The organism is Aeromonas eucrenophila (assembly GCF_000819865.1).
GTDB classification, from domain to species: domain Bacteria; phylum Pseudomonadota; class Gammaproteobacteria; order Enterobacterales; family Aeromonadaceae; genus Aeromonas; species Aeromonas eucrenophila.
Genome location: NZ_CDDF01000005.1, coordinates 44,875 through 70,570, shown reverse-complemented (window position 1 = coordinate 70,570; position 25,696 = coordinate 44,875). Strand labels below are relative to the sequence as shown.

Sequence of the window (25,696 nt, the reverse complement as noted above, 5' to 3'; positions counted from 1 at the left end):
TTCGACGCTGACGAGAGGGGCCAAGAGGCCCCTCCTCTTTTGTCGGCAAGCCGCGCGTCCCTTGTTACAATGGGCCGTCCCGACCGCCAGGAGCCCTCCCTTCCATGCAAAACCCCAGGCCACAGCTGCTTATCATCGATGCCCTCAACCTCATCCGCCGGCTGCACGCGGTACAGGTCCAGCAGGCGCTGACTCCGGCACAGGCGCTGATCGCCACCCGCGCCAACCTCATCAACACCTGCCGCAAGCTGCTGGCCAACAGCGAACCGACCCATGCCATCGCGGTGTTTGACGGTGAGGTACACAGCTGGCGCAAGGAGGTTTATCCGGCCTACAAGGAGGGGCGTACCCCCATGCCCGAAGAGCTGAGGGAAGGGTTGGCCCAATTGCAGGATGCCTTCTGGGAGTGCGGCGTGGACGCCTTGCTCTCCCAGACCGACGAGGCGGACGATCTTATCGCCACCCTGGCCACTGGGGTTGCCCAGCACGGACATCAGGCCACCATCATCTCCACCGACAAGGGCTTTTGTCAGCTCATCTGCCCGCAGATCCAGATCCGGGACCATTTCAACAAGCGCTGGCTGGATGCGGCCTTCGTCCAGCAGCAATATGGCGTGACCCCGGCTCAGCTGGTGGACTTCTGGGCCCTGACCGGCATCGGCGGCTCCAACATCAAGGGGGTGCCGGGGATAGGCCCCAAGACGGCCACCACGTTACTGTTGCAACACGGCACCCTGGCCGCCCTGCTGAGCGCCTGCGAGCAGGACGACGCCGCCAAGCCCCTGCTCAAGCTGCGCCAGCACAGGGACGACGCCTTGCTGGCCCAGCGGCTGGTGCGGCTGCAGCGGGATATCCCCCTCGGGTTCAACTTGCGGGAGATCCGCTACCCGCCCCCGGCAGACAGGGCCGAGTAAGACGGCCAGCATAACCCACATCCTGCGCGCATCTTCCTGTTGACATAAATGGGATATATGTAAAGAAACATGGAGAAAGTGGTGCAAAAATGGTATAAAACCGCCGAATCCTCCCCCTCTGTCCCCTAGAAGTGGATACGCCTCATGTCTAAAAGAAAAATTACCGTCATTCCGGGCGACGGCATCGGCCCCAGCATCATCGAATCCGCCATCCAGATCCTCAAGCATGTCGGTTGTGATTTTGACTACGACTATGCGGATGCCGGTCTGGTCGCACTGGAGAAACACGGCGAGCTGCTGCCGCAAAGCACCCTCGACCTCATCGAGAAGAACAAGGTCAGCCTGAAGGGCCCGCTCACCACTCCGGTCGGCGGCGGCTTCACCTCCATCAACGTCTCCCTGCGCAAGAAGTTCAACCTCTACGCCAACGTGCGCCCGGTCATCTCCTTCAAGGGCACCAAGAGCCGTTACGACAACATCGACATCATCACGGTGCGTGAAAACACCGAAGGCATGTACTCGGGTGCGGGTCAGAAGCGCAGTGATGACAACCAGAGCGCCGAGGCGATGAGCATCATCACCCGTGACGGCGCCGAGCGCATCGTCACTTTCGCCTTCGAGCTGGCACGCCAGGAAGGGCGCAAGAAGGTCACCATCATCCACAAGGCCAACATCCTCAAGTCCACCTCGGGCCTGTTCCTGGAAGTGGCGCGGGAAGTGGCTGCCCGCTATCCGGACATCCAGAACGAAGAGATGATCGTCGATGCCGCCTGCATGAACCTGGTGATGTACCCGGAGCGCTTCGATGTAATGGTCACCACCAACCTGTTCGGCGATATCCTCTCGGATCTGTGCGCCGGTCTGGTAGGCGGGCTGGGCATGGCGCCCGGCGCCAACATAGGTGAAGGGGCCGCCATCTTCGAAGCGGTACACGGCTCAGCGCCGGACATCGCCGGCAAGAACATCGCCAACCCGACCTCGGTGATCCTCGCCGCCATCCAGATGCTGGAATACCTAGGCATGCAGGACAAGGCCGAGCGCATTCGCGAGGCGGTACGTGCGACCATCGAATCCGGCGATAGAGTTACCCGGGATCTGGGGGGCACGGCTTCCACCAGCGAATTTACCCAAGCCATCATAGACCGTCTGTAAATAGCAGCTAACATCATGATTTAAAAAGGGAGCTTCGGCTCCCTTTGTTTTATATCGGCTCTCCCTACCCCCCTCGCCAGATGACTACTATGTTCATAAGGAGGATAAGGAGATCCACTATGCGCGCTACCTTCATCTTGCTGATCTTCAGCAGCTCTGCCATGGCATTGGACAGGCCCATCGACAACGCCTGGTTGACCCCCCCGCCCCAGAGCACACAACCGGCCAAGCAGGTCTGGCAGTCCAATATCAATACCAACGACCTGCTCAAAGCCCCCAAACAGCTCTCATTCGGGGTGGATATCATGACCGACAGCAACGGCGCCCGCAGTATCACCCCCTACCAGAAACTGAACCTCACCGCCGAGAAGAGCGTCAGCCTCTCCTTTGAAAAACACAAACCCAGGATCAAGTTCAACGCCGGCGGCATCAACACCGCGATCAAGCTGAGAGGTGACGGGGTCAAGATGCAGTTCAACCCGACCGACAGAACCATTCCCCTGCAGGTAGAACTCAAGGTCACGAACGACGAGTCCAAGGTCACCTTCGACTACCGCTTCTAAGCCTGCTGAAATGAAAAAACCGGACGGGATTAACCCGTCCGGTTTTTTGATGCCGCCACAACTCTGCGAGTTACGCCTTGGGCTCCGGCTTGGAGACCCAGTCTACTGCTGTAGACGTGGACTTTACTCACTTTGCCCGAAGAGAGTTACTCCTTTGGCGTCAGCTTGGAAACCCAGTCTATTGCTGTAGACGTGGGTTTTACTCACTTCGCTCGAAGAGAGTTACTCCTTTGGCGTCAGCTTGGAGACCCAGTCTATTGCTGTAGACGTGGGTTTTACTCACTCCGCTCGAAGAGAGTTACTCTTTTGGCGTCAGCTTGGAGACCCAATACTTGTTGTAGACGTGCACGGTGATCTCTTCGCGATCGTGATAGAGCTGCTTGGCCTGGATCACGAACGCATTGTCGATCTCCTTGAGCAGGCCGCGCAGCACCTCGATGTTGTGCACCGCCTCGGCGTAGCGCTTCTTCATCGGCAGCTTGAGGTTGAACATCGCCTCCTGGCAGTCGTTCTCGCGGAACCAGTCGGCGATCATGTGGGTCACCCGCGCCGGCTTCTCCACCATGTCGCATACCAGCCAGTAGATGTTCTTCTTGCTGGGCCGCCAGACGAAGCCGTCATCGCGCAGGTGTTTGACCTGGCCTGTCTCCATCAGGGAGGGGGCCATGGTGCCGTTGTCCACCGCGGTCACCATCATGCCGCGGCGCACCAGCTGATAGGTCCAGCCACCTGGACAGGCGCCCAGATCGACGGCCTTCATGCCGGAGGTGAGGCGCGTGTCCCACTCTTCCCGTGGCACGAACACGTAGAAGGCCTCTTCCAGCTTGAGGCTGGAGCGGCTCGGAGCGTCTGCCGGGCAGCGCAGACGCGGGATACCCATGTGGAATTCGGAGTTGTTGAACGAGTAGGAGTAACCGATCAACAGGTGATCATTGGCCATGAAGAAGGCGTGGAACACCGGACGGTGCGGCGTCTCCTTCTTGGTCAGCAACTCGTTGTTGCGCAGCGCCTGGCGCAGGGGCACGGTGAACTTGCGGCAGAAGGCCGACAGCTCTTTCGCCTCGTTGGTGTCGGCCGTTTCCACCCGCAGATCGCCGCAGATGGTATAACCGGCGGCCGCCTCCAGGATGGGGGAAATCCGATCGGAGAGATCCAGATCCTTCAGCTCATGGGTCACCACCAGCATCTGGCGGATGAAGATCAGCTCGCGGAACGGCAGCTTGCGGGCCAGCAGATCCGCCTGCTCCTCGTCATACAACTCGAAAATCACATAACCGCTGTCGTCCTTGACCCGGGCGAAGCCGTAGCACTGCATGTTACTGGCACGCTCGGTGATCTCTGCCGCCGCCTCTTTCTCAAAACCGGGGCGGCAATAAAGCAGCAGATTATTCATTTTTTCCTCCAAGACGACAGCCAGCCCATATCAGAGCCGCCCATCCCAACATAAAACAGAGGCCACCGGCCGGGGTAATGAGCCCCAGCCCCTTGCTGCCGAGCAGCACCATGGCATAAATACTGCCGGAGAACCCGAGAGTTCCCAGCACAAAGGCGGTGCCGGCAAAGGTGATGACCTTGTCGCGCACACCGCACCAACCCAGCACCAGCAGGGCCAGTGCGTGAAAAAACTGATATTGCACGGCGGTATTGAACGCCGCCAGCAGCGCAGGCGAAATGCCGCTCGCCGCCAGGCCGTGGGCGCCGTAAGCCCCCAGCATGGTCCCCGTCAGGCCGAAGAAACCGGCAAGCACCAACCAATGCCGTTGAACCTCTCGCTGGATCTGCATCCTTAGCTCCTCGTTGTCTCGCTCAAGGCCTTGAGGCCTGCTCGGCGATAAAGCCCCTTATCCGATCCGCCGCCTGCTGCAGGTTCTCCTGCTCGCTCAGACCGCTCGCCTTTCTCGGCTTGAAGCCATGATCGCCATCGGTCAGCCAGTGGACCGATACAGCGGGTGAGAAGGGGAAATCGGCCAGTTCGGCGCGGGTGCCGAAGGTGTCGCGCTCCCCTTGCAACAGCAGGGTCGGCGTCTTTATTTGCTTGAGCACCTCGCCCCGCCAGCTGTCGGGCTTGGCCGAGGGGTGGAAAGGATACCCGAGAACGATCAATCCTGCAGCATCCATCTCATCGCAGATCTCGGCGGCCATGCGCCCGCCCATGGACTTGCCCGCCACAAACAGCCGAGGGTGGGCAAATTCCCGTACCCGCTCGCGCCAGTGATCGAGCAAGACCGGCTGCCGGTCCGGCGGCCTGCGCTTGCCATCCAGGGCCCGCTTGCTCATGTAGGGGAAGTTGAAACGCACCACCTCGATGTCCGGCCCCGCCAGCAGGCGTGACAGCTCGGTGAGGAAGGCGTGATCCATGCCGGCACCGGCGCCGTGGGCCAACAGAATGCGAGCGGGGGCGTCGCTCGCCCCCTCCCTTATCACCTCAGTCATGATGTCCTCTCTCACGCTATCACCTCTGCGCATCGCCCATCAGGGTCTCATGCATCGGCGAGCCGTGCCCGGCGACGGGCCTCCTCCTGCTCCACCAACTCCAGCATCCAGTCGCGGAAGGCCACTATCTTACCCTGATCGGACTGCTGTTCCTGGCACACCAGGTAGAAGGCATTCTTGCTGACCAGCACCTGTTCGAACGGGCAGATGAGCCGCCCCGCTTCGATCTCGGGCTGGGCCAGCACGCTGTGACCGAGCGCGACCCCCTGACCGTGGATCGCCGCCTGGATCACCATGGTCGAGTGGCTGAAGATGGGCCCCTGATTGACGTTAGGCGCATCGATGTCGAGCTGGCGGAACCAGGCCTTCCAGTCGCGGCGGGAGGTGTCGTGCAGCAGGGTGTGACGGGTCAGGTCCTCCGGGGTGCGCAGCGGCTTGGGCCCCGTCAGCAGCAGCGGGGCGCAGACCGGGATCAGGTATTCGGTGTGCAGCTTGTCCGAGCGCAGCCCGGGCCAGTTGCCACGGCCGTAATAGATGGCCACGTCCACATCGTCGGTCAGCGAGCCCTCGTCCAGATCCACCGCCTTTATCCGCACGTCGATGTCCGGGTGACGCTCGCTGAATCGCACCAGCCGCGGCACCAGCCACTGGATGGCAAAGCTCGGCTGCAGGCTGACGGTGAGCGCCCCCTTGGCGCTGCGGGCCAGCAGCTTGTCGGTCGCCTCCGAGATGGAGGCGAAGATGTCCTTGATGTCGAGGAAGTAACTCTGCCCCTCCTCGGTCAGCAGCAGGGAGCGGTTCTTGCGGCGAAACAGCTTGATGCCGAGATACTCTTCCAGCGCCTTGATCTGGTGACTGATGGCGGCCTGGGTCACGAACAGCTCTTCCGCAGCCCGGGTGAAGCTTAAGTGACGAGCCGCTGCTTCAAAGGCTTTCAGTGCATTGAGCGGGGGTAAACGACGAGACATGGGATCGGCCGACGATGAGTTTTTCTAATGGTGCGCATTATAAATTGTCGGTTGCGGGTCGACCAGTGAATAAACATAATTCGCCACGCAATTCGTTGCCATATGGCTCACACTTTTTCTTCCATGTTGGTTTACATGCGATTTTTGTGAGTGGGTCGGCAAAGATTGTGGTGTTGTGTTTCTTCCTCTGCGGGAAGAAAGGGCTAAATCGGACCGATTTAACCCAGTCTGTCATCTGAATGTGTTTGGCGCCTCCGGTTGGATGGCGCCTTTTTTCTCATCCCTACACCCTGAATTGTCCCACCAGTTGCTGCTGCTTGTCCGCCAGTTGCGACAACTCGCGCCCGTTTTCGGCGGACGTCGCCGCCTCGGCCCGGATGGTATGGCTCACATCGCGGATGTTGCTGACGTTGCGGTTGATCTCATCCGCCACCCCGCTCTGCTCCTGGGCCGCCCGGGCTATCTGCCCGTTCATCTGATGGATGGTGGCCACCGCATGGATGATCTGCTCCAGCACACTGACCGAGAGCTCTACCTTGGTAAGGGTCACATCCGCCTGACTGTGACCCGTCATGATCGCCTTGACCACCGCCTCGGTGCCCGATTGCAGCTGATTGGTCAGGGTCTGGATCTCGACGATGGCGTTCTGGGTGCGACCGGCCAGGTTGCGTACCTCGTCCGCCACTACAGCGAAGCCACGGCCCTGCTCGCCAGCCCGGGCCGCCTCGATGGCGGCATTGAGGGCCAGCAGGTTGGTCTGCTCGGCGATGCCCTGAATGACGGCGAGGATGTCGTTGATGTTGTCGCTGTTGGCGGCGAGACGCTCCACCACCGGCTTGGCATCGCTGATGACCGTCATCAGCCTGGACATGGCCGCTTGCGTGTCAGCCACCACGGACTTACCCTCCTGGGCCGCCGTGTCGGCCTGATTGGCCGCGTTCACCGCCGAGCTGGCGTTGCCTGCGACCTGCAGGGCGGTGGCGCTGAGCTCCTCGAATGCGGTCGCCACCAGATCCACCTCCTGATACTGGGCCTGCATGCCGGCGCTGGTGCGCTCGGCCCCGTGCGCCGCCTGCACCGCGCTGGCTCTGGTGCCCGCCACCGTATCGATCACCTGGCTGATGGTGCTCTGCAGCTTGTCCAGGAAGTTGTTGAACCACTTGGCCAGCTCGCCTATCTCGTCGTCCCGCTGCAAGACGATGCGCTGGGTCAGATCCCCCTCACCGCTGGCGATGTCCTTGAGACGGGCCACCATGGTGCGGATCGGCGCGACTATGCGCTGCGCCATCAGCCAGATGCAGAGCAGACCCAGCAAGGAAATGGCGCCGCCGATGAGCAGTTGCGTCACCACGCTGCTCTGGGCTTGCTCTTCGAGATCCCCTTGCAGCTGCAAGGCGGAGGCGAGCACCACGGCGCGGGGCAGCTCGATATAGATGCCCCACTTGCGATCCGTGCCGCGCATGGTGACCGGTACGAAGGTCTGCAGCAGAGCGCCGTCAGGGCTCCAGCGGGTGACCAGCGCCCCTTTGGCGAGCCAACCGTTCAGATCCGTCGCCAACCCTTGCTCCTGCTGGCCCAGGAGGTTGCCAAGCTGAGTCTTGAATCCTTCCACCCCGGCCACCCGGCCCTCGTGGCTGAGCAGCAGCACCTTGCCCTGCCCCTCGTAGAGGGCCTTGTCCATCTCCAGCACCAGGGTCTGCAGCCTGGTCAGCGAGATATCGACCCCGACCATGCCGAGCAGCTTGCCCTGCTCCAGCAGGGGCGCCGTGACCGAGGTCATCAATACTTGTTGGCTGCCCACCTCGTCGAGATAGGGTTCGAGCAGGCAGAGCGCCCCCGTGCGAATGCTGCACTTGTACCAGTCATTCTTGGCGCCACCGTTGGCGGCCGGCTTGTCGTCGGCCAGCATGGCTTCATCCATCACCTCCAGCGAGACCTTGCCATCGACCCTGGCCCAGTAGCTGGAGAAGCGCCCCTTGTCGTTGGCACCGAGCGCGGTCGAGCCCTGGTAATTTTCGTCCTCGGCATCGAGCTGGTTGGGCTCGAAGATGCCGTAGACCCCGAGCAGATTGTCCGACGACTCCGCCGCATCCTGCAGTTGCTGGTTCACGGCGCCGCGCAGCGCCTCGGAGTGGACGAAGTTGTCGGCCGCATTCTTGCGCTGGAACAGAATGCCCTCGGCCAGCAGGGTGACCCTGAAGTAGGCTTCATCGAGGTAGCTGGTCACCCGAGCCGCCTGGGTGGCCCCCATGGCCTGCATCCAGTTTTCTGCCGCGTGTTGCGCCTCCAAAGTGGTGGAGGTGCGCACTTGCTCCTGCATGCGGGCCGCATTGAAGAGGGATGAGGCGACCAGTGCACCGGCACTGGCCAACAGACAACAACCGGCGATCAGGGTGATCCGTCCCTGAACAGAAAGAGCACTCATGCATGATTTCCTAACGTCTACAGATGTGATCATCTGTATCGGTTTCGGATACAAAAACTTAACTAAATCAGCTGAGATCCAGGCTAAGTTGGTTGATCTCACCGGCAGCGGGCAGGCCCACCACCAGACCCAGCAGGCGAATGGGTTTTCCTTGAGCCCGTTGTAACCCCTCGTGCAGCAGATCGTGAAACAACCCGGCCTGATAGCCACCCCGTCGATAGACGGTGGTCTGCTGAAAATCGGCAAACTTCAGCTTGATCCCCTGCCCCATCAGCGCCTCGGCGGGACAGGCCTTGGCAAAGCGCAACTCCAGCTCCGGGATGAGCTGGCTCAGCACTCGCCAGCAGGCGTCTTCGTCCAGCACATCGCTGGCCAGGGTGGTCTCCACCCCTATGGTCTTACGCACACGCTTGGCCTGCACCGGCTGTTCGTCATGACCCCAGATGCGGCCGGTCAGCATCTCCCCCAGCTTGCCGAAGCGGGCGACCAGCTCTTCGTGGCTGATGGCTCTGGCATCCTCGCAGGAGTAGAGGCCCTGCGACTCCAGCCGATCGGCGGTCTTACGGCCGATGCCGGGCAGCTTGCCCAGCGGCAGCTGGCGCACGAACTCATCGACCTCCCCCGGCGTTATCACGAACAGGCCGTCGGGCTTGCGCTGTTCGGAGGCGAGCTTGGCCAGAAACTTGTTCGGCGCCACCCCGGCGGAGGCGGTCAGCCCCAGTTCGGCGGCAATGGCGGCGCGGATCTCGGTCGCCATCAGGGTGGCGCTGCCGCCACAGTGGGGGCTGTCGGTGACATCGAGGTAGGCTTCATCGAGGGAGAGCGGCTCCACCAGCTCGGTGTAGCGCAGGAAAATGGCGCGCAGCTGGCGCGACACCTCCTTGTAGACGGCCATTCGGCCGGGGATGAGCACCAGCGGTGGGCAGAGCTTCATGGCCAGACCGCTCGGCATGGCGGAGCGCACCCCGAAGCGGCGCGCCACGTAGTTGCAGGTGGAGATGACACCGCGCCGGTCGGAGGAGCCACCGATGGCCAGCGGCACCTCCCGCAGGGCCGGGTTGTCCCGCATCTCCACCGCAGCGAAGAAGCAGTCCATGTCGATGTGAATGATCTTGCGCATAGCACTGTATATATAGACAGGAAACACGCCCATGCTACCCCAGCCCTGCTATTTCTGCCAGTCACGCGGGAATGGGAGGCATATAGACTCCTAAGGCACCGTCACTGTCGACTCAAGGAGGAGAAATGAAGGCAATCTGGCTGGGGCTCTGCCTGCTGCCGCTGCTCGGCATGGCCAAGGATCATCCGACCGCCGAATGCAGCTGGCTGTTCAAACGCATCGAGGTGCTGGAAAAGGCCATCAAGAAAGGGGACGAGCTGGGCACCAAAGAGGAGTTGGCACGCTGGAAGCTCGAGTTTCGCAAGAAGTCCTGCCAGCAATACGACTACTGAGGACCATAAAAAAGCGAGCCGACCCTTGATTCAACACATGGGTCGGCTCGCTTGCATCAGGCATCCTTGACCAGCTCAGAGTCAGATGATGCGGTTCTCGGTCAGCATCTTGCGACGGGCCTCTTCCTTGGCCATCTTCTTCTTGCGGTTGTCGCAAGGCTCGGGGCAATCACACTCCTTTTCGATCCCTATGGTGCCCAGGCCGCCACAGGAGCCGGAGATGGTCTTCTTCTGAAAGATGTAACCGATGGCCATGGCCACCACCACGGTCAGAAATACCCCGAAGGTAATCAGAAAAATCTGCATGTCATGACCCCTTACTTTTTCACTAAATAGGGTTTGAAGGCATCCGAGTAGGCTTCCTCGAAACCCTCGTCCGTCTTGGTGATGGTGAAGATGGCGATGCCCCGCTCCTTGGCGTAGGCCAGGCTCTTCTCGGGCCCCATCACCATGAACACGGTCGCCAGCCCGTCTGCGGTCATGCAGGACGGATGGATCACGGTCACCGACACCAGGCGATGCTGGATGGGCTTGCCCGTCACCGGATCTATGGTGTGGGAGAAGCGCTTGCCATCCATCTCGTAGTAGTTGCGATACTCGCCCGAGGTGGCCACGCCATTGGTCCCCGGCAGGATCACCTCCTGCACCGAGCCGGCGTTAGCGGTCGGCTTTTCGATGGCGACCCGCCAGGGGTGGCCCTTGCCGTTGACGCCGCTGATGCGCAGCTCACCGCCTATCTCCACCAGATAGTTGCGCGACCCCAGGGATTCCAGGTATTCGGCCACCTTGTCCACCCCAAAGCCCTTGGCGATGGCGGAGAGATCCACGTAGAGATCCGGGATGTCTTTTTGCAGGGTGTCCGCGTCGGCGGAGGTCAGGACGTGCAGGTTGCCGAGCCCAGTCTTCTGGCGAGTCTGATTGATCAGCTCATCGGACGGCACCTTGGTCGGCTTGGCGTCCGGCCCGAAGCCCCACAGATTGACCAGCGGGCCCACGGTCACGTCCAGCGCGCCGCGGCTCTCGCGGCCGATATGAATGGCCTCGGTCACCACCCGCGCGGTATCGCGGGAGACCACCACCGGGGTCGGTCCCTTGTGCTGGTTGAAACGCGACAGCTCGGAGTCCGGTCTGTAGGTCGACATCTGATCGTTGACCCGCTCCAGCAGCACATCGATCTCGGCCTGCAGCTTGGCTGCATCCGGGGCGACACCGTCCGCCACCTTGATGGAGTAGTAAGTCCCCATGGTACTGCCGGTGATGTGCGTCTCGGGATTGGTTTTAACCGCTTCCTGACCACACCCTGTCATGAAAAAAGCTAGCCCGAAGGCTAGCCAAGTCTTTACAACACTGTGCATGGATTAACCACCAAAGTCATCCAGGAGGATATTTTCGTCTTCAACACCGAGGTTTTTCAGCATGTTGATGACGGCAGCGTTCATGACGGGAGGTCCACACATGTAGAACTCGCAGTCTTCCGGCGCCTCGTGATCCTTGAGGTATTGCTCGTAGAGCACGTTGTGGATGAAGCCGGTGTAGCCATCCCAGTTGTCTTCCGGTTGCGGATCCGACAGGGCGACGTGCCATTGGAAGTTGTCGTTCTCGGCGGCCAGCATGTCGAAGTCTTCGACATAGAACATCTCGCGCTTGGAACGGGCACCATACCAGAAGCTCATCTTGCGCTTGGTCTTGAGCCGGCGCAGCTGATCGAAGATGTGGGAGCGCATCGGCGCCATGCCCGCACCACCGCCGATGAACACCATCTCGGCATCGGTGTCTTTCGCGAAGAACTCGCCGAAGGGACCGGAGATGGTCACCTTGTCACCCGCCTTCAGGTTGAAGATGTAGGAGGACATCTGACCGGGAGGCGCAGTCCAGTTGCTCGGCGGTGGGGTCGCGATCCGCACGTTCAGCATGATGATGCCGAACTCTTCCGGATAGTTGGCCATGGAGTAAGCACGAATGATCGGCTCGTCCACCTTGGACTCCAGTTCGAAGATCTTGAAGCGATCCCAATCCCCGCGATATTCCTCTGGAATATCGAAGTTCTTGTAGTGCACATGGTGTGCAGGCGCTTCGATCTGGATATAACCACCGGCGCGGAACGGCACGCTCTCGCCGTCCGGGATCTGCAGCTTGAGTTCCTTGATGAAGGTGGCCTTGTTGTCATTGGAGATGACGGTACAGTCCCACTTCTTCACCCCGAAGATCTCTTCTGGCAGCTCGATGTCCATGTCGCCACGGACGGTGACCTGGCAGGCCAGACGCTCGCCGTGACGGGCCTCGCCCTTGCTGATGTGATCGAGTTCGGTCGGCAGGATGTCGCCGCCGCCGGCCTTCACCCGCACTTTGCACTGACCACAGGAGCCACCGCCGCCACAGGCGGAGGAGACGAAGATACCGCTGCCGGCCAAGACGCCGAGCAGCTTGCCACCCGCCGGGCTGGTGACAGCCTTGGCCGGGTCGCCGTTGATGCTGATTGTCACGTCACCCGCGGTCACCAGCTTGGACTTGGCGAACAGAATGACTGCTACCAGGGCCAGCAGGATCACGGTGAACATGACCACACCCAGAATAATTTCCATCTATATTTCCTTTCCGATTACAGGGAAATACCAGAGAAGGACATGAAGCCCAGCGCCATCAGACCCGCGGTGATGAAGGTGATGCCAAGGCCACGCAGGCCTTCGGGGACATCGGAGTACTTCATCTTCTCGCGGATCCCCGCGAGCGCCACTATGGCCAGCATCCAACCGGCACCCGAGCCCACCCCATAGACCACAGACTCCACGAAGTTGTAGTCACGCTGCACCATGAAGGAGACGCCACCGAAGATGGCGCAGTTCACGGTGATGAGCGGCAGGAAGATGCCGAGCGCGTTGTAGAGCGCAGGGAAATACTTGTCCAGCGCCATCTCCAGGATCTGCACCAGGGCCGCGATCACCCCGATGAAGGTGATGAAGCTCAGGAAGCTCAGATCCAACCCTTCCACCAACGCGCCCTCTTTCAGGACGTAGTTGTAGATCAGGTTGTTGGCAGGGACGGCCACCGTCTGTACCACGACAACGGCAATCCCCAGACCGATGGAGGTCTTGACCTTCTTGGACACCGCCAGATAGGTACACATCCCCAGGAAGAAGGAGAGCGCCAGGTTTTCGATGAAAATCGAACGAATCAACAGACTCAGATAGTGTTCCATACCTTAATCCTTCGCCTCCACCTGCTTGGGATCATGGGTGCGCACGCCCCAGATGATCAGACCAATGATGAAGAACGCACTCGGCGGCAGCAGCAGCAGGCCGTTGGGCACATACCAGCCACCGTTGTTCACCAGCGGCAGCAGCTCGAAGCCGAACCAGGTACCGGAGCCCAGCAGTTCACGCACAGTGGCCACGGCCAGCAGCACGGCGCCATAGCCCAGACCGTTGCCGATGCCGTCCAGGAAGGAGGGCAGCGGGGCGCTCTTCATGGCATAGGCTTCGGCACGCCCCATCACGATACAGTTGGTGATGATGAGACCCACGAAGACCGACAGTTGCTTGGAGATGTCATAGGCATAAGCCTTGAGCACCTGGTCAACCACGATAACCAGGGACGCGATCACCGCCATCTGGGCGATGATCCGCACGCTGTTCGGGATCTGGTTGCGGATCAGGGAGATGAACAGGTTGGAGAAGGCGGTGACCGCGGTCACGGCCAGCGCCATCACGAATGCCGTCTTCATCTGGCTGGTAACGGCCAGCGCGGAACAGACACCCAGCACCTGCAAGGCGATGGGGTTGTTGCCGATCACTGGCGTCAACAGCAGCTTTTTCATTTCGCTCTTGTCAGCCATTGTTGAGTTCTCCTGCACGAATCTTGGCCAGGAAGGGACCGAAGCCCTTGGGGCCCATCCAGAAGTCGAAGGTGTGCTGCACGCCGTTACCGGTCAGGGTCGCGCCGGACAGGCCGTCGATCTCATGCTCGGAGCCCGCCGGAGCGTGGCCCTTGATCACCTTGATCGCAGGCATACCATCCTGATCGAACAGCTTCTTGCCGACCCACAGCTCACGCCACTCGGGCCGCTCGATGCCATCACCCAGACCCGGGGTTTCGCCGTGGTCATAGTAGGTGATGCCCTTGACGGTCTGGCCATCGGCCGCGACAGCCACGAAGGCATACATGGTAGACCACAGACCGCGGCCATAGACCGGCAGTATGATGTTGTCGACCTTGCCTTGCGCATCTTTGGCGAAGAACACCGGGATCAGCCTGGAGATCTGGCGCACACCGGCCTTGTCGTCGGCCGGAGCAAGACGAATGTTCTGGGCCGGATCTTTCGCTGCCTTGGCGGCGTCGAAGTTGTCGGCATCGCCATCCACGAACTCGCCGGTGGTCAAATCGACCAGGCGCGCCTCAATCTTGTCACCATACAGCTTGGCCAGATCTTGCTTGGCCACGGCAGTGACGTCGACACCGGCCACGGCCAGGATGTTGCTTTGCTTGTCCAGCGCCTTGTTTTCCTGCTGGGCCGGACGCAGCCCCACGGCGGCCACTGAGACCACGATGGAGCACACCAGACACAGACCGGTCACGACGGCGATGGTGCCGAAAGTAGAGTCTTTATTAAACGCCACGTGCGATCCTCCGCTTGATGTTCGCCTGCGCCACGAAATGGTCAAACAAGGGGGCAAACAGGTTGGCAAACAGAATGGCCAGCATCATGCCTTCCGGGAAGGCGGGGTTCACGACCCGGATCAGCACCACCATGACGCCGATGAGGGCGCCGTACCACCACTTGCCTTTATTGGTGAAGGCGGCGGAGACCGGATCGGTCGCCATGAACGCCATACCAAAGGCAAAGCCGCCCAGCACCAGATGCCAGTGCCACGGCATGTTGAACATGGGGTTGGTATCGGATCCGATGACGTTGAACAGCAGGGAGGTGGCCACCATGCCGATCATCACACCGGCGATGATGCGCCAGGAGGCGATCCGCATGTAGACGATCATGGCCGCACCGATGAGGATCATCAGGGTGGAGACTTCACCGATGGAGCCTGGCAGGTTGCCGAGGAAGGCATCCATCCAGCTGATGGCGTCGCCGGTAGCACCGTTGATCAGCGCCATCTGGCCGCCCTGGGCCCACTGGCTCAGCGCGGTCGCGCCGGAGAAGCCATCGACGGCTACCCAGACGGCGTCGCCGGAGATCTGACCGGGGTAGGCGAAGAACAGGAACGCACGACCCGCCAGGGCCGGGTTCAGGAAGTTCTTGCCGGTACCACCGAACACTTCCTTGGCCAGCACCACGCCGAAGGTGATGCCGAGCGCGGCTTGCCACAGGGGCAGCTCGGGCGGCACTATCAGGGCGAACAGGATGGAGGTCACGAAGAAGCCTTCGTTGATCTCGTGCTTGCGCACCATGGCGAACAGCACTTCCCAGAAACCGCCGACCAGGAACACGGTCAGGTAGATGGGCAGGAAGTGGGCCGCGCCGATCAGCATCTTGCTGCCGATGCCAGCCAGGGCCGGATCCAGCGAGGCGCCGAGCAGGGTGGCGATGGTATATTGCCAGGTATCGGCACCGGCCGCAGAGCCCAGGTGGGCAATGGCGGCGATGGACTGGTTGCCGACGTTGTACATGCCCCAGAACATGGCCGGGAACACGGCCAGCCACACCATGATCATCATGCGCTTCAGATCGATCGCATCACGGACGTGGGCGGCATTGCGGGTCACGGACCCGGGGGTATAAAACAGGGTGTACGCCGCCTCGAACAGGGCGTAGTACTTGGCGTACTTTCCACCCGGCTCGAAGTGATGTTCCATATTTTCAAGAAGTTGCTTGAAACTCATCGCTTAACCTTCCAGTTCTATCTTGGTCAGGCACTCTCGCAAGACGGGGCCGTACTCGGTCTTGCCTGGGCAGACGAAGGTACAGAGCGCCAGATCTTCCTCATCCAACTCCAGGCAGCCGAGCGCTTGGGCGCTGTCGGTGTCGCCGGAGACCAGATCCCGCAGCAGCAGGGTCGGCAGGATGTCGAGCGGCATCACGCGCTCATAGTTGCCGATAGGCACCATGGAGCGATCACTACCGTTGGTGGTGGTAGTGAAGTTGATGAGTTTGCCCTTCATCAAATGAGAGAGGGTGGTGCGGGTGATGGAGAATTTGTCAGCGCTCGGATTGACCCAGCCCAGGAACTCTTTCTCACGCCCTTCGCCCAGTACGCTCACCTGATTGTGGTAACGCCCCAGGTAGTTATGAACCCCTTCGGCCTTGGCACCACTCAGAATGGAACCGGAGATGACACGGTTTTCGTCTGCACGCAGCTCGTTGTTGGTCAGCTGGCTGATGCAGGCGCCCATGCGGGTGCGCAGCAGGCGTGGCTTGACCACGTTCGGACCGGCCAGGGAGATCACCTTGTCGGTAAAGATCTGGCCTGTGGTGAACAGCTTGCCGTAGGCGATGACATCCTGATAGTTGATGTACCACTGCACCTTCTTGGCGCCCACCGGATCCAGGAAGTGGATGTGGGTGCCCGGCAGACCGGCAGGGTGCGGGCCGACAAACACGGCTTCCTTGACCTGTGCCAGGGAGGCGTGCGGCAGGCTGGCTTCGCCCTTGCAGACATGGACGGTGCCATCGGTCAGGCGAGTCAGCACGGCCAGACCATCGAGGAAGGCCTGGGCCTGTTCCTTGATGATCAGATCGCTACTGGCGGCGAGCGGGTTGGTGTCCATGGCGGTGACGAAGATGGCGCGCGGGGCAGAACCCACGGCGGGCACCTTGCTGAATGGACGGGTACGCAGAGCGGTCCACTGACCTGACGCGACCAGGATATCCTGCACCTTGCTGCGCTCGAGCTGTGCCAGCTCGGCAGACGCAAAGTGTTCGAAGGTTACCTGCTCGTCGGAGCCATCGAGATCGATGACGACAGATTGCAGAACACGCTTGGCACCACGGTTGATCTCAGAAACTACACCTGTGGCAGGAGCCGTGAATTTAACGCCGGGGTTCTTCTTATCTTCGAAGAGCTCCTGACCTTTAATGACGCGATCACCTACTTTGACGAACATAGTAGGACGCATCCCCACGAACTCTTCGCCGAGTGTAGCAACACGGGTGATGGCCGGGCCATCGTAGATTACTTGCTCCGGAGCACCCAGCACGGGGATGTCCAGTCCTCTTTTAATTGTAATCATACTCACTTGCACTACCGTTAAGGGAAGACAGGTTGGCGCCGGGAACAGATCCCGACGAGTTGTTGAATGAGCCCGTCAAGGTCGCGACAAATTGTCGGGAAAACAAACAAATCAGCAACATACAGGTTCATTCAAAAGCGCTTGAGTTTACCACCTTCGGCAAGTTCGTCGCCACGCAAAATAGGGAAAACCCCCGCGCTATCACAAAATTAACCTCTAATGAATATTTGCGGCCCGCCGTTGCAACCCGTGGTTTTAAAGGATTTTTTACTTGAATACCTCAATGGAGGTACTTTAAGGAAGAGGAAACCATTGATTAGAAAAAATAATCCTCACCCAGGCCCGCCCTCTCCCACTTTCAGGCATCTGAAAATTGAAAATGTAGGTAATTTATTAACTGGTCGAGGATTAAGTAATTAAAAGGTAAAGGAGCTCAGGCGAAGGGGGATTTGCTGACGCAACTCGGCGTTTTGGGGGCCTGTTCTCGTTGTTGCCATTCAGCGTCGGTATAGGTATGCAGTGCTAATGCATGGATTGCACCAGCCAATTCCTCGGCCAGCACGGCATTGACCTGACGATGACGCCCCAGCAGACGCTGGCCCTCGAATGCCTTGCTCACCACGATCACCTTGAAGTGACTCTCGGAGCCCGGCTCCACCCTGTGCATATAGCTCTCGTTGATCACCTCCAGGTGGCTGGGGGACAAGGCGGCGGCCAGCTTGGCCTCGATCTGTTGTTGCATGCTCACGGTAAAGACTCCCTCGATGGATGTGTGGCCATTGTAGCCAGGGTTGCGCGCCGGATACATCAACCCGTGGGAATTGGGCGCTTTCAGGGGCGCACCGGACTGGTGAAATTCTTTGCCGCCGCTAGAATAGCGCCACTTTATCTGCCTGCCGGGCAATCCCCGGCGGACACCTCTCTTTGCAACAGGTTGGACTCTCTCTTATGCAAACCCTGCTCGACACAGCCCATTGTCGTCTGACCCTCTATCGTTACCCGCGGCAGAGCCAGGATCCCCTGCAGGCCTGGGATGCGGCGGACGAGTATCTGATCAACGAGCTCGCCGAGTCGCCCCTCGAGCAGGACGGCCCCGTCATCATCATGAACGATGCCTTCGGTGCCCTGGCCGCCTACCTGCACGCTCATGCGCCTGTCTGTGTGACCGATTCCTATATCAGCGAGCGGGCGACCCTGGCCAATCTGGTGGAAAACGAGCTGGATCCCGGACAAGTCCGGTTGCAGGATGCCCTGGCCCCTTTGCCCCAGGCCCCCGCGCTGGTGGTGATCAAGGTCTCCAAATATCAGGCGTTGCTGGAGCAACAGCTGCTGGCGCTGCGCCAGGTGGTGACACCGGCGACCCGCATCCTGGCGGCGGGCAAGGCAAAAGACATCCATAGCTCGACCCTCAAGCTGTTTGAAAAGTACCTGGGAGCGACCAGAACCTCCCTCGCCTGGAAGAAGGCGCGCCTCATTCATTGCACCATTGACGACGCGGCCGAGCACCCGGCGCCGGACAATCCCTTCCCGACCGTCTGGCCGCTGGAGGGCACCGACATGCTCATCCACAACCACGCCAACGTGTTTTCGCGCACCAGCCTGGATATAGGTGCCCGCTTCATGCTGGATAATTTGCCCATCCATAGCGCACGCAGGGTGATCGATCTGGGCTGCGGCAACGGTGTGCTTGGGCTGGCCTTGCTGGCACGGGACAGCGAGGTGGAGGTGACCTTCATCGATGAGTCCTATATGGCGGTCGCTTCGGCGCGGCTGAACGTCGAGCACAATCTGCCAGACGCCCTTCCCCGTGCCCACTTCATGGTCAACAACTGTCTCGACGAGGTGGCGGTGGGAGCAGCGGACAGGATCCTCTGTAACCCTCCCTTCCATCAGTTGCAGGCGATCACCGATCACATCGCCTGGCAGATGTTCACCGATGCGCACCGGGTGTTGCCTCAGGGGGGGGAACTCTGGATAGTAGGCAACCGTCATCTGGACTATCACAACAAACTCAAGCGCTTGTTTGCCAATGCACAAGTCGTTGCGTCGAACAGCAAATTCGTTATTTTGAAAGCCATCAAACGCTAAAGGAAAACCATGATGAAAAAGTCACTCTTGCTGCTGGCCGCCCTGATGCTGGGTGGTTGTGCCACTCACTGGCCGGAGACCGCCATGCTCAATCCGCAGGTCATCCCCTCCAACCAGCAGTACTACTCCGGTAACAGGATCACCATGGAAGGGGTGGACAAGCGTGAAGCCGCCTATGTCTTCTCCATCAAGAAGAAAGAGAAGGCCGCCGTGCTGGTCAACAGCGAGCAGCCCCTCAACAACCTGCTGGCCGAGAAGCTGGCGGAAGGCCTGCGCAGCCAGGGGCTGGAAGTGGGCAACAGCGGTACGACCAACCTGACCCTGGCCGTCTCCACCGCCGCCGTCACCGTGGAGGAAAAAACCTTCACCTACGTCACCAAGTCCAAGGTCAGCCTGCAGGTGATCGCCGACTTCCAGGGCAACAAGCTGACCAAGCAGTTCAACATGTCGTCCAGCAAGGAAGAACCGGGTGAGCCGAGCATGGCCGATCTGGAATCCACCCTGAACCAGCAGCTTGGCAGTTTATTGCAGCAGATCATGGCTGACGAGGCGCTGCGTGGTTATCTCAAGGGCCAGCCGAGCTGAGCGAGGATATATAGATGAAGAAACTCTGGTTACTGGCCATGCTGATCGCCCCACTGGCCTTCGCCGGCCCCAAGGTCAGGATGGAGACCAACCACGGCAATATCGTGATCGAGCTGGCTCCCAAGCAGGCGCCGCAGACGGTGAAGAACTTCCTGCGCTACGTGGGCGATGGCAGCTATGACGGCAGCCTGTTCCATCGCGTGATCCAGAACTTCGTGGTGCAAGGGGGTGGCTACAACCAACAATTCCAGCCGCTGCCGACCTTCGAACCCGTGGTGAACGAGTCCAAGGGCGGCCTGCCCAACAAGCGCGGTAGCATCGCCATGGCGCGCACCCAGGCGGTCGACAGCGCCACCCGTCAGTTCTACTTCAACCTGGTGGACAACGACAATCTCAACGCCAATGCCGGCGCCGGTTATACCGTGTTCGGACAGGTGGTGCAGGGCATGGAGGTGCTGGACAAACTGGCGCAGGTGCAGACGGGTTACAGCTCGATCCTGCGCGCCAACGACGTGCCGACCAGCCCCATCATCCTGAAGAAAGTGGTGCTGCTGGCAGACAAATAACGCGGACCGGATCACATTCCGCCGCATCCCTGCCAAGATCGCCGGCGCCCCTTTCTATACTCTGGCCTTGCCCCATTTCCGGAGCATGATCCAGAGGAGAAACAAGGAGGCGCCGGTGATCTATCGCGACTACATAACCCAACACGCCATCCCGCTGGCCCGGGCGGTTCGCCACTTTCTGGCGCGGGAAATGCCCTATCGACAGCTGGAAGATCTGAGCTGGCAGCTCCTCTCCCACTGGCAAACCCTGCCTCATATCCCCGACAAGCAACCGGCCAGCACACAGGAGGCCGTCTTCTGGCACCTGCTGCACAGTCTGCATCAATGGGACGAGCAACAGCTCATCACCGACAGCTGGCTGCGCTTGCAACTGCTGGCCTGCGCCAACTTCCTCACGGCGGAAGGCCCCTGCCCACCTCATTGCCTCGGCTCACGCCCCTGAAATCCTGATGGCCGCACTCGGCTTGCCTTGGCTATCCCCCGCGAACCTGACAAAATGACCCCCTTTTCCCAGAGGAGTCAGGCATTTGAACACTCTCCGCCCGCCAAGCCGCCTTACCAGTTGGCGAGATGCCCTCGCCGTCTATCTGGAGGGGCGAGTGCTCACCCTGTTCGCCATGGGCTTCTCCTCCGGTCTGCCGCTGCTGCTGGTGTTCGGCACCCTCTCGTTCTGGCTGCGTGAGGCCGATGTCAGCCTGACCGACATCGGTTACATGAGCTGGGTGGCGCTGGCCTACGGCTTTAAATGGATATGGTCGCCGCTGGTCGACAGGCTGCCCCTGCCCCTGCTCTCCCGCTTGCTGGGGCGCCGCCGCAGCTGGATGCTGCTCTCCCAGTTGCTGGTCGCCCTCTCCCTGGTGGGCATGGCCTACTGCGATCCCAAGACCCAGCTCGCCCAGCTCGCCCTGTTTGCCCTGCTGGTGGCCTTTGCCTCGGCGACCCAGGACATCGTCATCGATGCCTATCGCATCGAGTCGGCGCCGGAGCGGCTGCAGGCGGCCATGGCGGCCTCCTACATGACGGGTTACCGGCTGGCGATGATCATGGCGGGGGCCGGTGCGCTGGCGCTGGCGGCTTGGCTTGGCAGCAACAGCGGTTATGACTATCGCGGCTGGCAGCTCACCTATCTGCTGATGGCGGGATTGATGTCCCTCGGCGTCATCACGACGCTGTGCTGCCACGAGCCGGACATCGACATCAGCCGGCAAAATGTACAACAGGCGGAGCGCAAGGCGCTGCTGCTCGGCCAGGGCTGGCCCACGCCGCTGGCGGGGCTGGGAGCCTGGGTCTATGAGGCGATCTGGTGTCCCTTTGCCGACTTCTTCCGCCGCCATGGCGGCTCTGCCCTGCTGATCCTCGGACTCATCGCCTGCTATCGCATCTCGGATGTGGTGATGGGGGTGATGTCCAACAGCTTCTACGTGGATTTGCAGTTCAGCAAGACGGAAGTGGCCACCATCACCAAGGTGTATGGCGTCATCATGACGCTGGTGGGGGCTGCGCTCGGGGGCGTGCTGGTGATGCGCTTTGGCACCCTGCGCATCCTGTTTCTCGGCGCAGTGCTCACCGCCAGCACCAACTTACTGTTTGCCCTGCTCAACCAGGTTGGCCACGATCTGGAACTGCTGACCCTGATCATCTCGCTGGACAACCTCAGCGCGGGGATCGCCACTGCGGCCTTCGTGACCTACCTGTCGAGCCTGACCAACGTCGCCTTCTCGGCCACCCAGTACGCGCTGTTCAGCTCCATCATGCTGCTGCTGCCCAAATTGCTTGCGGGTTTTTCCGGTCATTTCGTCGAGCAGTTTGGCTACAGCAGCTTCTTCATCGGCACCAGCCTGCTCGGCATTCCGGTGATGGTGCTGATCATCATGGTTGCCAAACGGCACAAGCATTTGTTACCACAAGCGAACAAATAGCAAGCGTTTGCGCCATTTAGGGGGTGATTGGACTCACAGATCCTGAGAAAGTTCCCTGGCTCTTGTTTATCCGTTGAAATTAATTGGCTAGAATCCCTCCCGCTCCTTGTGGGCAGGCTACGGAAAACCTCAACTAAACACACAAGAGACCAATAAAATGGCCAAATTTACCAAGACTCTGATCGCTGCCGGTCTGCTGGCTGCCGCCGCTACTCCGGCCTTCGCTGCCGACTACAGCGGTGACATCCATAAAAACGACTACAAGTGGATGCAGTTCAACCTCATGCACACCATCGATCAGATGCCCTACAGTGGTTCTGGTTACGACGATACCTACTTCGAAATGGAGTTTGGTGGTCGTTCAGGTATGTTTGACCTTTATGGCTATGTTGATGTTTTTGATATTTTCAACACCAGTAAGAGCGATAAGCATGATGGTCAAAATATCTTCATGAAGTTCGCTCCACGCCTGTCTCTGGACGCACTGACGGGTAAAGATCTTTCCTTTGGCCCGGTACAAGAACTCTACATTGCAAGCCTCAGCAACGTTAGTGATGACCAATTCGATACCATGATTGGTCTGGGCTCAGATGTGATGGTACCTTGGTTTGGCAAGGTAGGCATGAACCTGTATGCTCGTCATTCTCTGCAGAATAATTTCTTCAAGGAAGAAGAAGGTCATTGGAACGGCTATCAATTCTCCATGAACTGGTTCAAACCCTTCTATACCTTCTCCAACGGTAGTTTCATCGCCTATCAAGGTTATTTGGATCACCTGTTTGGCGCTGATACTTATGATGTAGCTTCCCAGTCGACTGACGGTACCGCCATGTTTAACGGCCTGTACTGGCACTCCGACCGCTACGCCGTCGGTTACGGCCTGAAATACTTCAATGACGTTTATGGCATTCAAAACTCCGATGGCTTCAAATCCACTGGTTTCGGCCACTACTTCTCCGTGACCTACAAGTTCTAATCGAACTCGTATCGCGGACACAAAAAACCGGAGCAGCTGCTCCGGTTTTTTTATGGCTCGGTCTGAGACAAGGGGGAAGGGATTTGCCCTTCCCCCTCGCCATCAATCGCGGAAATTCTGGAACTGCATCGGCTGACCCAGCTCGGCCCCGCGCACCAGCGCCATGGCCTCCTGCAGATCGTCACGCTTCTTGCCGGTGACGCGCACTTCGTCGCCCTGGATGGCAACCTGCACCTTGATCTTGGAATCCTTGATCAGCTTCACCAGCTTCTTGGCGATCTCTTTCTCGATCCCCTGCTTGAATTTGACGTTCAGATGGAAGCGCTTGCCGGAGTGGACGCTGTCCCCCACTTCCATGGAACTGTTCTCGATGTTGCGCTTGAGCAGGGCCCCGCGCAGGATCTCGACCATCTGCTTGAGCTGGAAATCGGCGTCGGCCTCCAGCTTGACCTCTTCCTTGCTCATCTCGAAGCTGGCTTCGACACCACGAAAATCGAAACGGGTCGCCAGTTCACGATTGGCGTTATCGACGGCGTTCAACACCTCGTTCATTTTGACTTCAGAGACAATATCGAATGACGGCATAACCGGGCTCCTCATGCTGTACTTTAGGTTGTGCTTATAGGTGGGCAAATCTACCAGAAAACGGGCAAATTTGCTGATTTCGATGGGGTTGCTCTGCTAGAATCCCCTGCGCACAGGAATGGCGAGACCCGATAGTGTCCGCCAAGCGACATCTCACTTATCCCAGGTAGCCGGTTGATCGGATTGCAACCCCTACCCTGATCGAGTCTCTCCATGCCAAGCGGATCACGCGACAACAACCTTGAAAAAAGCCGACACCCCTCTTCTCCTCAATGGACATTACTGGGCTGTGGTGCCCTGGGTGGCGTGTTCGCTTCCCTGCTGACCCTGAGCGATCAACCGACTCGCGTCCTGCTGCGCGACCGGCACCGCGCCACCCTGCATCCCGGTATCGACTTCACCTCTCTCGAGGGCTACACCCAGTTGCTCGCCATCGAGCGGGGCTTCGTCAGTCAGCCCGGCAAGATCAAGCGGTTGCTGGTGATGACCAAGGCCAACCAGGTCGTTCCCGCCCTGACGCCGCTGGTGGGTATCCTGGCAACAGACACTCCCATAGTGCTGCTGCACAACGGCATGGGCATCGCCGAGCAGGTGGTGCAGCTGTTCCCCCATAACCCGGTGATCGCTGGCGTCACCAGCCACGGTGCCATGCAAGGGGGCCACTTCGTGTTCCGTCACACCGGCAAGGGCGAAACCTGGCTAGGCCCTGTCAATGACGCGGCCAAGGCTCACGCCTATCTGGCAGAGGATCTCGCAAGCGCCCTCGGCCAAGCCGGCTGGGATGAGCAGATCCTGACCCGCCAATGGCAGAAGCTCGCCATCAATTGCGCCATCAATCCGCTGACGGCACTCTATAAACTCAAGAATGGCGACTTGGCCGGCCCCCGCTTCGCCGATGTCCTGCAGCAAGTCTGTGTGGAAGTCGCGGATGTGATGCAGGCCGAGGGCCAAGCCACCAGCAGCGATGAGCTGCTGCGCCGGGTGATGATGGTGGTGGAGCTCACCGCCGACAATTACTCTTCCATGTATCAGGACATGGATCTGGGTCGAGAGACCGAGATCGAGGCCATCACCGGTTTCCTGCTGGCACGCGCCGCCAAGCACGGCATCGCGGTGCCGGTCAATCAGGGGCTCTATCAGGCCATCAAAGAGAAGAGTTAAGCCTGGGGGGTGGGCGTGGATGAGGTCATCACCACCGTTTGCCCCATCCGGCCAAATGACTCCATCGCGGGGTCGAACAATCGGAGCCAGTATCAGAAGTTAGCGATTGAAAGAGGCTCGAATGCGAACCTTGGCAAGCCCACATAGCGAGGAGTACAGAATGAGCGTTTTGGTATTGGTTGCCCCGGGCTCGGAAGAGATCGAGACAGTTGCCATCGTCGACACCCTGGTACGGGCTTCCATCGAAGTGGTGCTCGCCTCCTGCTGCCCCGCGGGACAGCGCCAGATCCGCGCCTCCCGCGGGGTGCAGCTGGTGACCGACTGCCACATCGACGAGCTGACCAGCCGTGACTTCGAGGCCATCGTCGTGCCGGGCGGCCTGCCCGGCAGCGAGGCGATCCGCGATACCCCCCTCGCCATCGACCTGCTCAAGGAGCAGGCTCTGCTGTGCCGCTGGCGCGCCGCCCTCTGCGCCGCCCCCGTGGTAGTGCTGCAGCACCATCATCTGCTGGGAGATGCCCGGGTCACCTGCCACCCGGGCTTTCAGGCCCAACTCCCCCCCGCTCAGCTGAGCACGGAGCGGGTGGTGCGAGACGAAGCCAATCGCCTTATCACCAGCCAGGGCCCCGGCAGCGCCATCGAATTCGCCCTCGAAATTGTGCGGGCGCTTCGCGGCGACCAAGCCGCCCTCGCCGTCGCCGGCCCCATGGTAATGCCATAAAACGAAGTT

29 protein-coding genes are annotated in these 25,696 nt (G+C 60.0%); 13 read left to right on the top strand and 16 right to left on the bottom strand.

The window, feature by feature from the left end; genetic code table 11:
- Nucleotides 1-104: 104 nt before the first annotated feature.
- The 3 genes from xni (at nucleotide 105) to BN1124_RS04415 (ending at nucleotide 2,629) form a co-directional block, all read left to right on the top strand.
- On the top strand, nucleotides 105-914 hold the full coding sequence (xni, locus tag BN1124_RS04425) for a flap endonuclease Xni (protein WP_042639559.1): 810 nt from the start codon (nucleotides 105-107) through the stop codon (nucleotides 912-914).
- A gap of 144 nt (nucleotides 915-1,058) precedes the next feature.
- The gene (locus BN1124_RS04420; RefSeq protein WP_033132114.1) at nucleotides 1,059-2,066 is read left to right on the top strand and encodes an isocitrate dehydrogenase; all 1,008 of its coding nucleotides are present in this window, start codon (nucleotides 1,059-1,061) and stop codon (nucleotides 2,064-2,066) included.
- Nucleotides 2,067-2,185: 119 nt separating this feature from the next.
- Complete coding sequence (locus tag BN1124_RS04415) at nucleotides 2,186-2,629, top strand: hypothetical protein (RefSeq protein WP_042639558.1); 444 nt, start codon at nucleotides 2,186-2,188, stop codon at nucleotides 2,627-2,629.
- A gap of 298 nt (nucleotides 2,630-2,927) precedes the next feature.
- Here BN1124_RS04415 and rlmM read toward each other — a convergent pair whose 3' ends face one another.
- The 6 genes from rlmM to dinB form a co-directional block, all read right to left on the bottom strand.
- Nucleotides 2,928-4,022, bottom strand: a complete 1,095-nt coding sequence (rlmM, locus tag BN1124_RS04410) for a 23S rRNA (cytidine(2498)-2'-O)-methyltransferase RlmM (RefSeq protein ID WP_042639557.1) — start codon at nucleotides 4,020-4,022, stop codon at nucleotides 2,928-2,930.
- On the bottom strand, nucleotides 4,015-4,413 hold the full coding sequence (locus tag BN1124_RS04405) for a DUF423 domain-containing protein (RefSeq protein WP_042639556.1): 399 nt from the start codon (nucleotides 4,411-4,413) through the stop codon (nucleotides 4,015-4,017). The genes rlmM and BN1124_RS04405 overlap by 8 nt, the downstream gene beginning before the upstream one ends.
- Before the next feature lie 22 nt (nucleotides 4,414-4,435).
- The gene (locus tag BN1124_RS04400; RefSeq protein WP_042640834.1) at nucleotides 4,436-5,062 is read right to left on the bottom strand and encodes an alpha/beta family hydrolase; all 627 of its coding nucleotides are present in this window, start codon (nucleotides 5,060-5,062) and stop codon (nucleotides 4,436-4,438) included.
- 47 nt (nucleotides 5,063-5,109) lie between these two features.
- Nucleotides 5,110-6,030 (bottom strand): transcriptional regulator GcvA, encoded by a 921-nt coding sequence (locus BN1124_RS04395; protein ID WP_042639555.1) that lies wholly within the window; start codon nucleotides 6,028-6,030, stop codon nucleotides 5,110-5,112.
- 283 nt (nucleotides 6,031-6,313) lie between these two features.
- Complete coding sequence (locus BN1124_RS04390) at nucleotides 6,314-8,455, bottom strand: methyl-accepting chemotaxis protein (RefSeq protein WP_042639553.1); 2,142 nt, start codon at nucleotides 8,453-8,455, stop codon at nucleotides 6,314-6,316.
- A 67-nt stretch (nucleotides 8,456-8,522) separates the two neighbouring features.
- Nucleotides 8,523-9,575, bottom strand: coding sequence for a DNA polymerase IV (gene dinB, locus BN1124_RS04385; RefSeq protein WP_042639551.1), 1,053 nt, complete (start codon nucleotides 9,573-9,575; stop codon nucleotides 8,523-8,525).
- A gap of 125 nt (nucleotides 9,576-9,700) precedes the next feature.
- On the opposite strand from dinB, the gene BN1124_RS04380 reads away from it, so the two are divergent.
- Nucleotides 9,701-9,907, top strand: coding sequence for a hypothetical protein (locus BN1124_RS04380; protein ID WP_042639549.1), 207 nt, complete (start codon nucleotides 9,701-9,703; stop codon nucleotides 9,905-9,907).
- A gap of 81 nt (nucleotides 9,908-9,988) precedes the next feature.
- Here BN1124_RS04380 and nqrM read toward each other — a convergent pair whose 3' ends face one another.
- From nqrM to BN1124_RS04340, 8 genes are read right to left on the bottom strand one after another with little or no spacing between them, the layout of a single operon-like run.
- The gene (gene nqrM, locus BN1124_RS04375) at nucleotides 9,989-10,213 is read right to left on the bottom strand and encodes a (Na+)-NQR maturation NqrM (RefSeq protein WP_042639547.1); all 225 of its coding nucleotides are present in this window, start codon (nucleotides 10,211-10,213) and stop codon (nucleotides 9,989-9,991) included.
- Between the two features lie 11 nt (nucleotides 10,214-10,224).
- Nucleotides 10,225-11,262 carry an FAD:protein FMN transferase gene (locus BN1124_RS04370; protein WP_042639545.1) on the bottom strand — a complete coding sequence of 346 codons (1,038 nt, stop codon included), beginning with the start codon at nucleotides 11,260-11,262 and terminating at the stop codon, nucleotides 10,225-10,227.
- A gap of 3 nt (nucleotides 11,263-11,265) precedes the next feature.
- The gene (gene nqrF / locus BN1124_RS04365; protein WP_042639543.1) at nucleotides 11,266-12,489 is read right to left on the bottom strand and encodes an NADH:ubiquinone reductase (Na(+)-transporting) subunit F; all 1,224 of its coding nucleotides are present in this window, start codon (nucleotides 12,487-12,489) and stop codon (nucleotides 11,266-11,268) included.
- Nucleotides 12,490-12,506: 17 nt separating this feature from the next.
- Complete coding sequence (nqrE, locus tag BN1124_RS04360) at nucleotides 12,507-13,103, bottom strand: NADH:ubiquinone reductase (Na(+)-transporting) subunit E (RefSeq protein ID WP_042639541.1); 597 nt, start codon at nucleotides 13,101-13,103, stop codon at nucleotides 12,507-12,509.
- Nucleotides 13,104-13,106: 3 nt separating this feature from the next.
- Nucleotides 13,107-13,739, bottom strand: coding sequence for an NADH:ubiquinone reductase (Na(+)-transporting) subunit D (locus BN1124_RS04355; protein WP_042639539.1), 633 nt, complete (start codon nucleotides 13,737-13,739; stop codon nucleotides 13,107-13,109).
- On the bottom strand, nucleotides 13,732-14,520 hold the full coding sequence (locus tag BN1124_RS04350; protein ID WP_042639537.1) for a Na(+)-translocating NADH-quinone reductase subunit C: 789 nt from the start codon (nucleotides 14,518-14,520) through the stop codon (nucleotides 13,732-13,734). Before BN1124_RS04350 ends, BN1124_RS04355 begins: the two co-directional genes overlap by 8 nt.
- Nucleotides 14,510-15,739, bottom strand: a complete 1,230-nt coding sequence (locus BN1124_RS04345) for an NADH:ubiquinone reductase (Na(+)-transporting) subunit B (protein ID WP_042639535.1) — start codon at nucleotides 15,737-15,739, stop codon at nucleotides 14,510-14,512. The genes BN1124_RS04350 and BN1124_RS04345 overlap by 11 nt, the downstream gene beginning before the upstream one ends.
- Nucleotides 15,740-15,742: 3 nt before the next feature.
- Complete coding sequence (locus BN1124_RS04340; RefSeq protein WP_042639533.1) at nucleotides 15,743-17,086, bottom strand: Na(+)-translocating NADH-quinone reductase subunit A; 1,344 nt, start codon at nucleotides 17,084-17,086, stop codon at nucleotides 15,743-15,745.
- Between the two features lie 32 nt (nucleotides 17,087-17,118).
- Here BN1124_RS04340 and BN1124_RS21175 point away from each other — a divergent pair, with 32 nt between their 5' ends.
- Nucleotides 17,119-17,361 (top strand): hypothetical protein, encoded by a 243-nt coding sequence (locus BN1124_RS21175; RefSeq protein WP_156128058.1) that lies wholly within the window; start codon nucleotides 17,119-17,121, stop codon nucleotides 17,359-17,361.
- 158 nt (nucleotides 17,362-17,519) lie between these two features.
- On the opposite strand, the gene BN1124_RS04335 is transcribed toward BN1124_RS21175, so the two are convergent.
- Entirely contained in the window at nucleotides 17,520-17,828 is a 309-nt protein-coding gene (locus BN1124_RS04335) for a BolA family protein (RefSeq protein WP_042640832.1), read from the bottom strand.
- 206 nt (nucleotides 17,829-18,034) lie between these two features.
- Between BN1124_RS04335 and BN1124_RS04330 the strand changes: the two genes are divergently transcribed.
- From BN1124_RS04330 to BN1124_RS04305, 6 genes are all read left to right on the top strand, one after another.
- Nucleotides 18,035-19,174: a methyltransferase gene (locus tag BN1124_RS04330; protein WP_042639531.1), complete on the top strand. Its 1,140-nt coding sequence runs from the start codon at nucleotides 18,035-18,037 to the stop codon at nucleotides 19,172-19,174.
- 12 nt (nucleotides 19,175-19,186) lie between these two features.
- Nucleotides 19,187-19,759 (top strand): YajG family lipoprotein, encoded by a 573-nt coding sequence (locus BN1124_RS04325; protein WP_042639529.1) that lies wholly within the window; start codon nucleotides 19,187-19,189, stop codon nucleotides 19,757-19,759.
- A gap of 14 nt (nucleotides 19,760-19,773) precedes the next feature.
- Complete coding sequence (locus BN1124_RS04320) at nucleotides 19,774-20,325, top strand: peptidylprolyl isomerase (RefSeq protein ID WP_042639528.1); 552 nt, start codon at nucleotides 19,774-19,776, stop codon at nucleotides 20,323-20,325.
- Nucleotides 20,326-20,440: 115 nt separating this feature from the next.
- Entirely contained in the window at nucleotides 20,441-20,767 is a 327-nt protein-coding gene (locus BN1124_RS04315) for a hypothetical protein (RefSeq protein WP_042639525.1), read from the top strand.
- An 85-nt stretch (nucleotides 20,768-20,852) separates the two neighbouring features.
- Nucleotides 20,853-22,244 (top strand): AmpG family muropeptide MFS transporter, encoded by a 1,392-nt coding sequence (locus BN1124_RS04310; RefSeq protein WP_042639523.1) that lies wholly within the window; start codon nucleotides 20,853-20,855, stop codon nucleotides 22,242-22,244.
- A gap of 157 nt (nucleotides 22,245-22,401) precedes the next feature.
- Complete coding sequence (locus BN1124_RS04305) at nucleotides 22,402-23,220, top strand: nucleoside-specific channel-forming Tsx family protein (RefSeq protein ID WP_042639521.1); 819 nt, start codon at nucleotides 22,402-22,404, stop codon at nucleotides 23,218-23,220.
- 102 nt (nucleotides 23,221-23,322) lie between these two features.
- Here the strand turns inward: BN1124_RS04305 and BN1124_RS04300 are convergent, their stop codons facing one another.
- Nucleotides 23,323-23,805, bottom strand: coding sequence for a YajQ family cyclic di-GMP-binding protein (locus BN1124_RS04300; protein WP_042639519.1), 483 nt, complete (start codon nucleotides 23,803-23,805; stop codon nucleotides 23,323-23,325).
- Between the two features lie 213 nt (nucleotides 23,806-24,018).
- On the opposite strand from BN1124_RS04300, the gene BN1124_RS04295 reads away from it, so the two are divergent.
- Together BN1124_RS04295 and BN1124_RS04290 are read left to right on the top strand one after the other, a co-directional pair.
- Nucleotides 24,019-24,966 (top strand): ketopantoate reductase family protein, encoded by a 948-nt coding sequence (locus BN1124_RS04295; RefSeq protein WP_042639517.1) that lies wholly within the window; start codon nucleotides 24,019-24,021, stop codon nucleotides 24,964-24,966.
- A 160-nt stretch (nucleotides 24,967-25,126) separates the two neighbouring features.
- Entirely contained in the window at nucleotides 25,127-25,687 is a 561-nt protein-coding gene (locus BN1124_RS04290) for a DJ-1 family glyoxalase III (RefSeq protein ID WP_042639515.1), read from the top strand.
- Nucleotides 25,688-25,696: the final 9 nt, after the last annotated feature.

Excerpts from the sequence above, each read along its gene's own strand:
- BN1124_RS04340 (WP_042639533.1), bottom strand. The coding sequence starts at position 17,086 with ATGATTACAATTAAAAGAGGACTGGACATCCCCGTGCTGGGTGCTCCG.
- BN1124_RS04390 (WP_042639553.1), bottom strand. The coding sequence starts at position 8,455 with ATGAGTGCTCTTTCTGTTCAGGGACGGATCACCCTGATCGCCGGTTGT.
- BN1124_RS04355 (WP_042639539.1), bottom strand. The coding sequence starts at position 13,739 with ATGGCTGACAAGAGCGAAATGAAAAAGCTGCTGTTGACGCCAGTGATC.
- BN1124_RS04420 (WP_033132114.1), top strand. The coding sequence starts at position 1,059 with ATGTCTAAAAGAAAAATTACCGTCATTCCGGGCGACGGCATCGGCCCC.
- BN1124_RS04295 (WP_042639517.1), top strand. The coding sequence starts at position 24,019 with ATGCCAAGCGGATCACGCGACAACAACCTTGAAAAAAGCCGACACCCC.
- nqrE (WP_042639541.1), bottom strand. The coding sequence starts at position 13,103 with ATGGAACACTATCTGAGTCTGTTGATTCGTTCGATTTTCATCGAAAAC.
- nqrM (WP_042639547.1), bottom strand. The coding sequence starts at position 10,213 with ATGCAGATTTTTCTGATTACCTTCGGGGTATTTCTGACCGTGGTGGTG.
- BN1124_RS04415 (WP_042639558.1), top strand. The coding sequence starts at position 2,186 with ATGCGCGCTACCTTCATCTTGCTGATCTTCAGCAGCTCTGCCATGGCA.
- BN1124_RS04370 (WP_042639545.1), bottom strand. The coding sequence starts at position 11,262 with ATGCACAGTGTTGTAAAGACTTGGCTAGCCTTCGGGCTAGCTTTTTTC.
- BN1124_RS04290 (WP_042639515.1), top strand. The coding sequence starts at position 25,127 with ATGAGCGTTTTGGTATTGGTTGCCCCGGGCTCGGAAGAGATCGAGACA.
- BN1124_RS04325 (WP_042639529.1), top strand. The coding sequence starts at position 19,187 with ATGAAAAAGTCACTCTTGCTGCTGGCCGCCCTGATGCTGGGTGGTTGT.
- BN1124_RS04305 (WP_042639521.1), top strand. The coding sequence starts at position 22,402 with ATGGCCAAATTTACCAAGACTCTGATCGCTGCCGGTCTGCTGGCTGCC.
- BN1124_RS04395 (WP_042639555.1), bottom strand. The coding sequence starts at position 6,030 with ATGTCTCGTCGTTTACCCCCGCTCAATGCACTGAAAGCCTTTGAAGCA.
- BN1124_RS04345 (WP_042639535.1), bottom strand. The coding sequence starts at position 15,739 with ATGAGTTTCAAGCAACTTCTTGAAAATATGGAACATCACTTCGAGCCG.
- BN1124_RS04400 (WP_042640834.1), bottom strand. The coding sequence starts at position 5,062 with ATGACTGAGGTGATAAGGGAGGGGGCGAGCGACGCCCCCGCTCGCATT.
- BN1124_RS04300 (WP_042639519.1), bottom strand. The coding sequence starts at position 23,805 with ATGCCGTCATTCGATATTGTCTCTGAAGTCAAAATGAACGAGGTGTTG.
- xni (WP_042639559.1), top strand. The coding sequence starts at position 105 with ATGCAAAACCCCAGGCCACAGCTGCTTATCATCGATGCCCTCAACCTC.
- dinB (WP_042639551.1), bottom strand. The coding sequence starts at position 9,575 with ATGCGCAAGATCATTCACATCGACATGGACTGCTTCTTCGCTGCGGTG.
- BN1124_RS04335 (WP_042640832.1), bottom strand. The coding sequence starts at position 17,828 with ATGCAACAACAGATCGAGGCCAAGCTGGCCGCCGCCTTGTCCCCCAGC.
- BN1124_RS04320 (WP_042639528.1), top strand. The coding sequence starts at position 19,774 with ATGAAGAAACTCTGGTTACTGGCCATGCTGATCGCCCCACTGGCCTTC.
- BN1124_RS04405 (WP_042639556.1), bottom strand. The coding sequence starts at position 4,413 with ATGCAGATCCAGCGAGAGGTTCAACGGCATTGGTTGGTGCTTGCCGGT.
- rlmM (WP_042639557.1), bottom strand. The coding sequence starts at position 4,022 with ATGAATAATCTGCTGCTTTATTGCCGCCCCGGTTTTGAGAAAGAGGCG.
- BN1124_RS04380 (WP_042639549.1), top strand. The coding sequence starts at position 9,701 with ATGAAGGCAATCTGGCTGGGGCTCTGCCTGCTGCCGCTGCTCGGCATG.
- nqrF (WP_042639543.1), bottom strand. The coding sequence starts at position 12,489 with ATGGAAATTATTCTGGGTGTGGTCATGTTCACCGTGATCCTGCTGGCC.
- BN1124_RS04330 (WP_042639531.1), top strand. The coding sequence starts at position 18,035 with ATGCAAACCCTGCTCGACACAGCCCATTGTCGTCTGACCCTCTATCGT.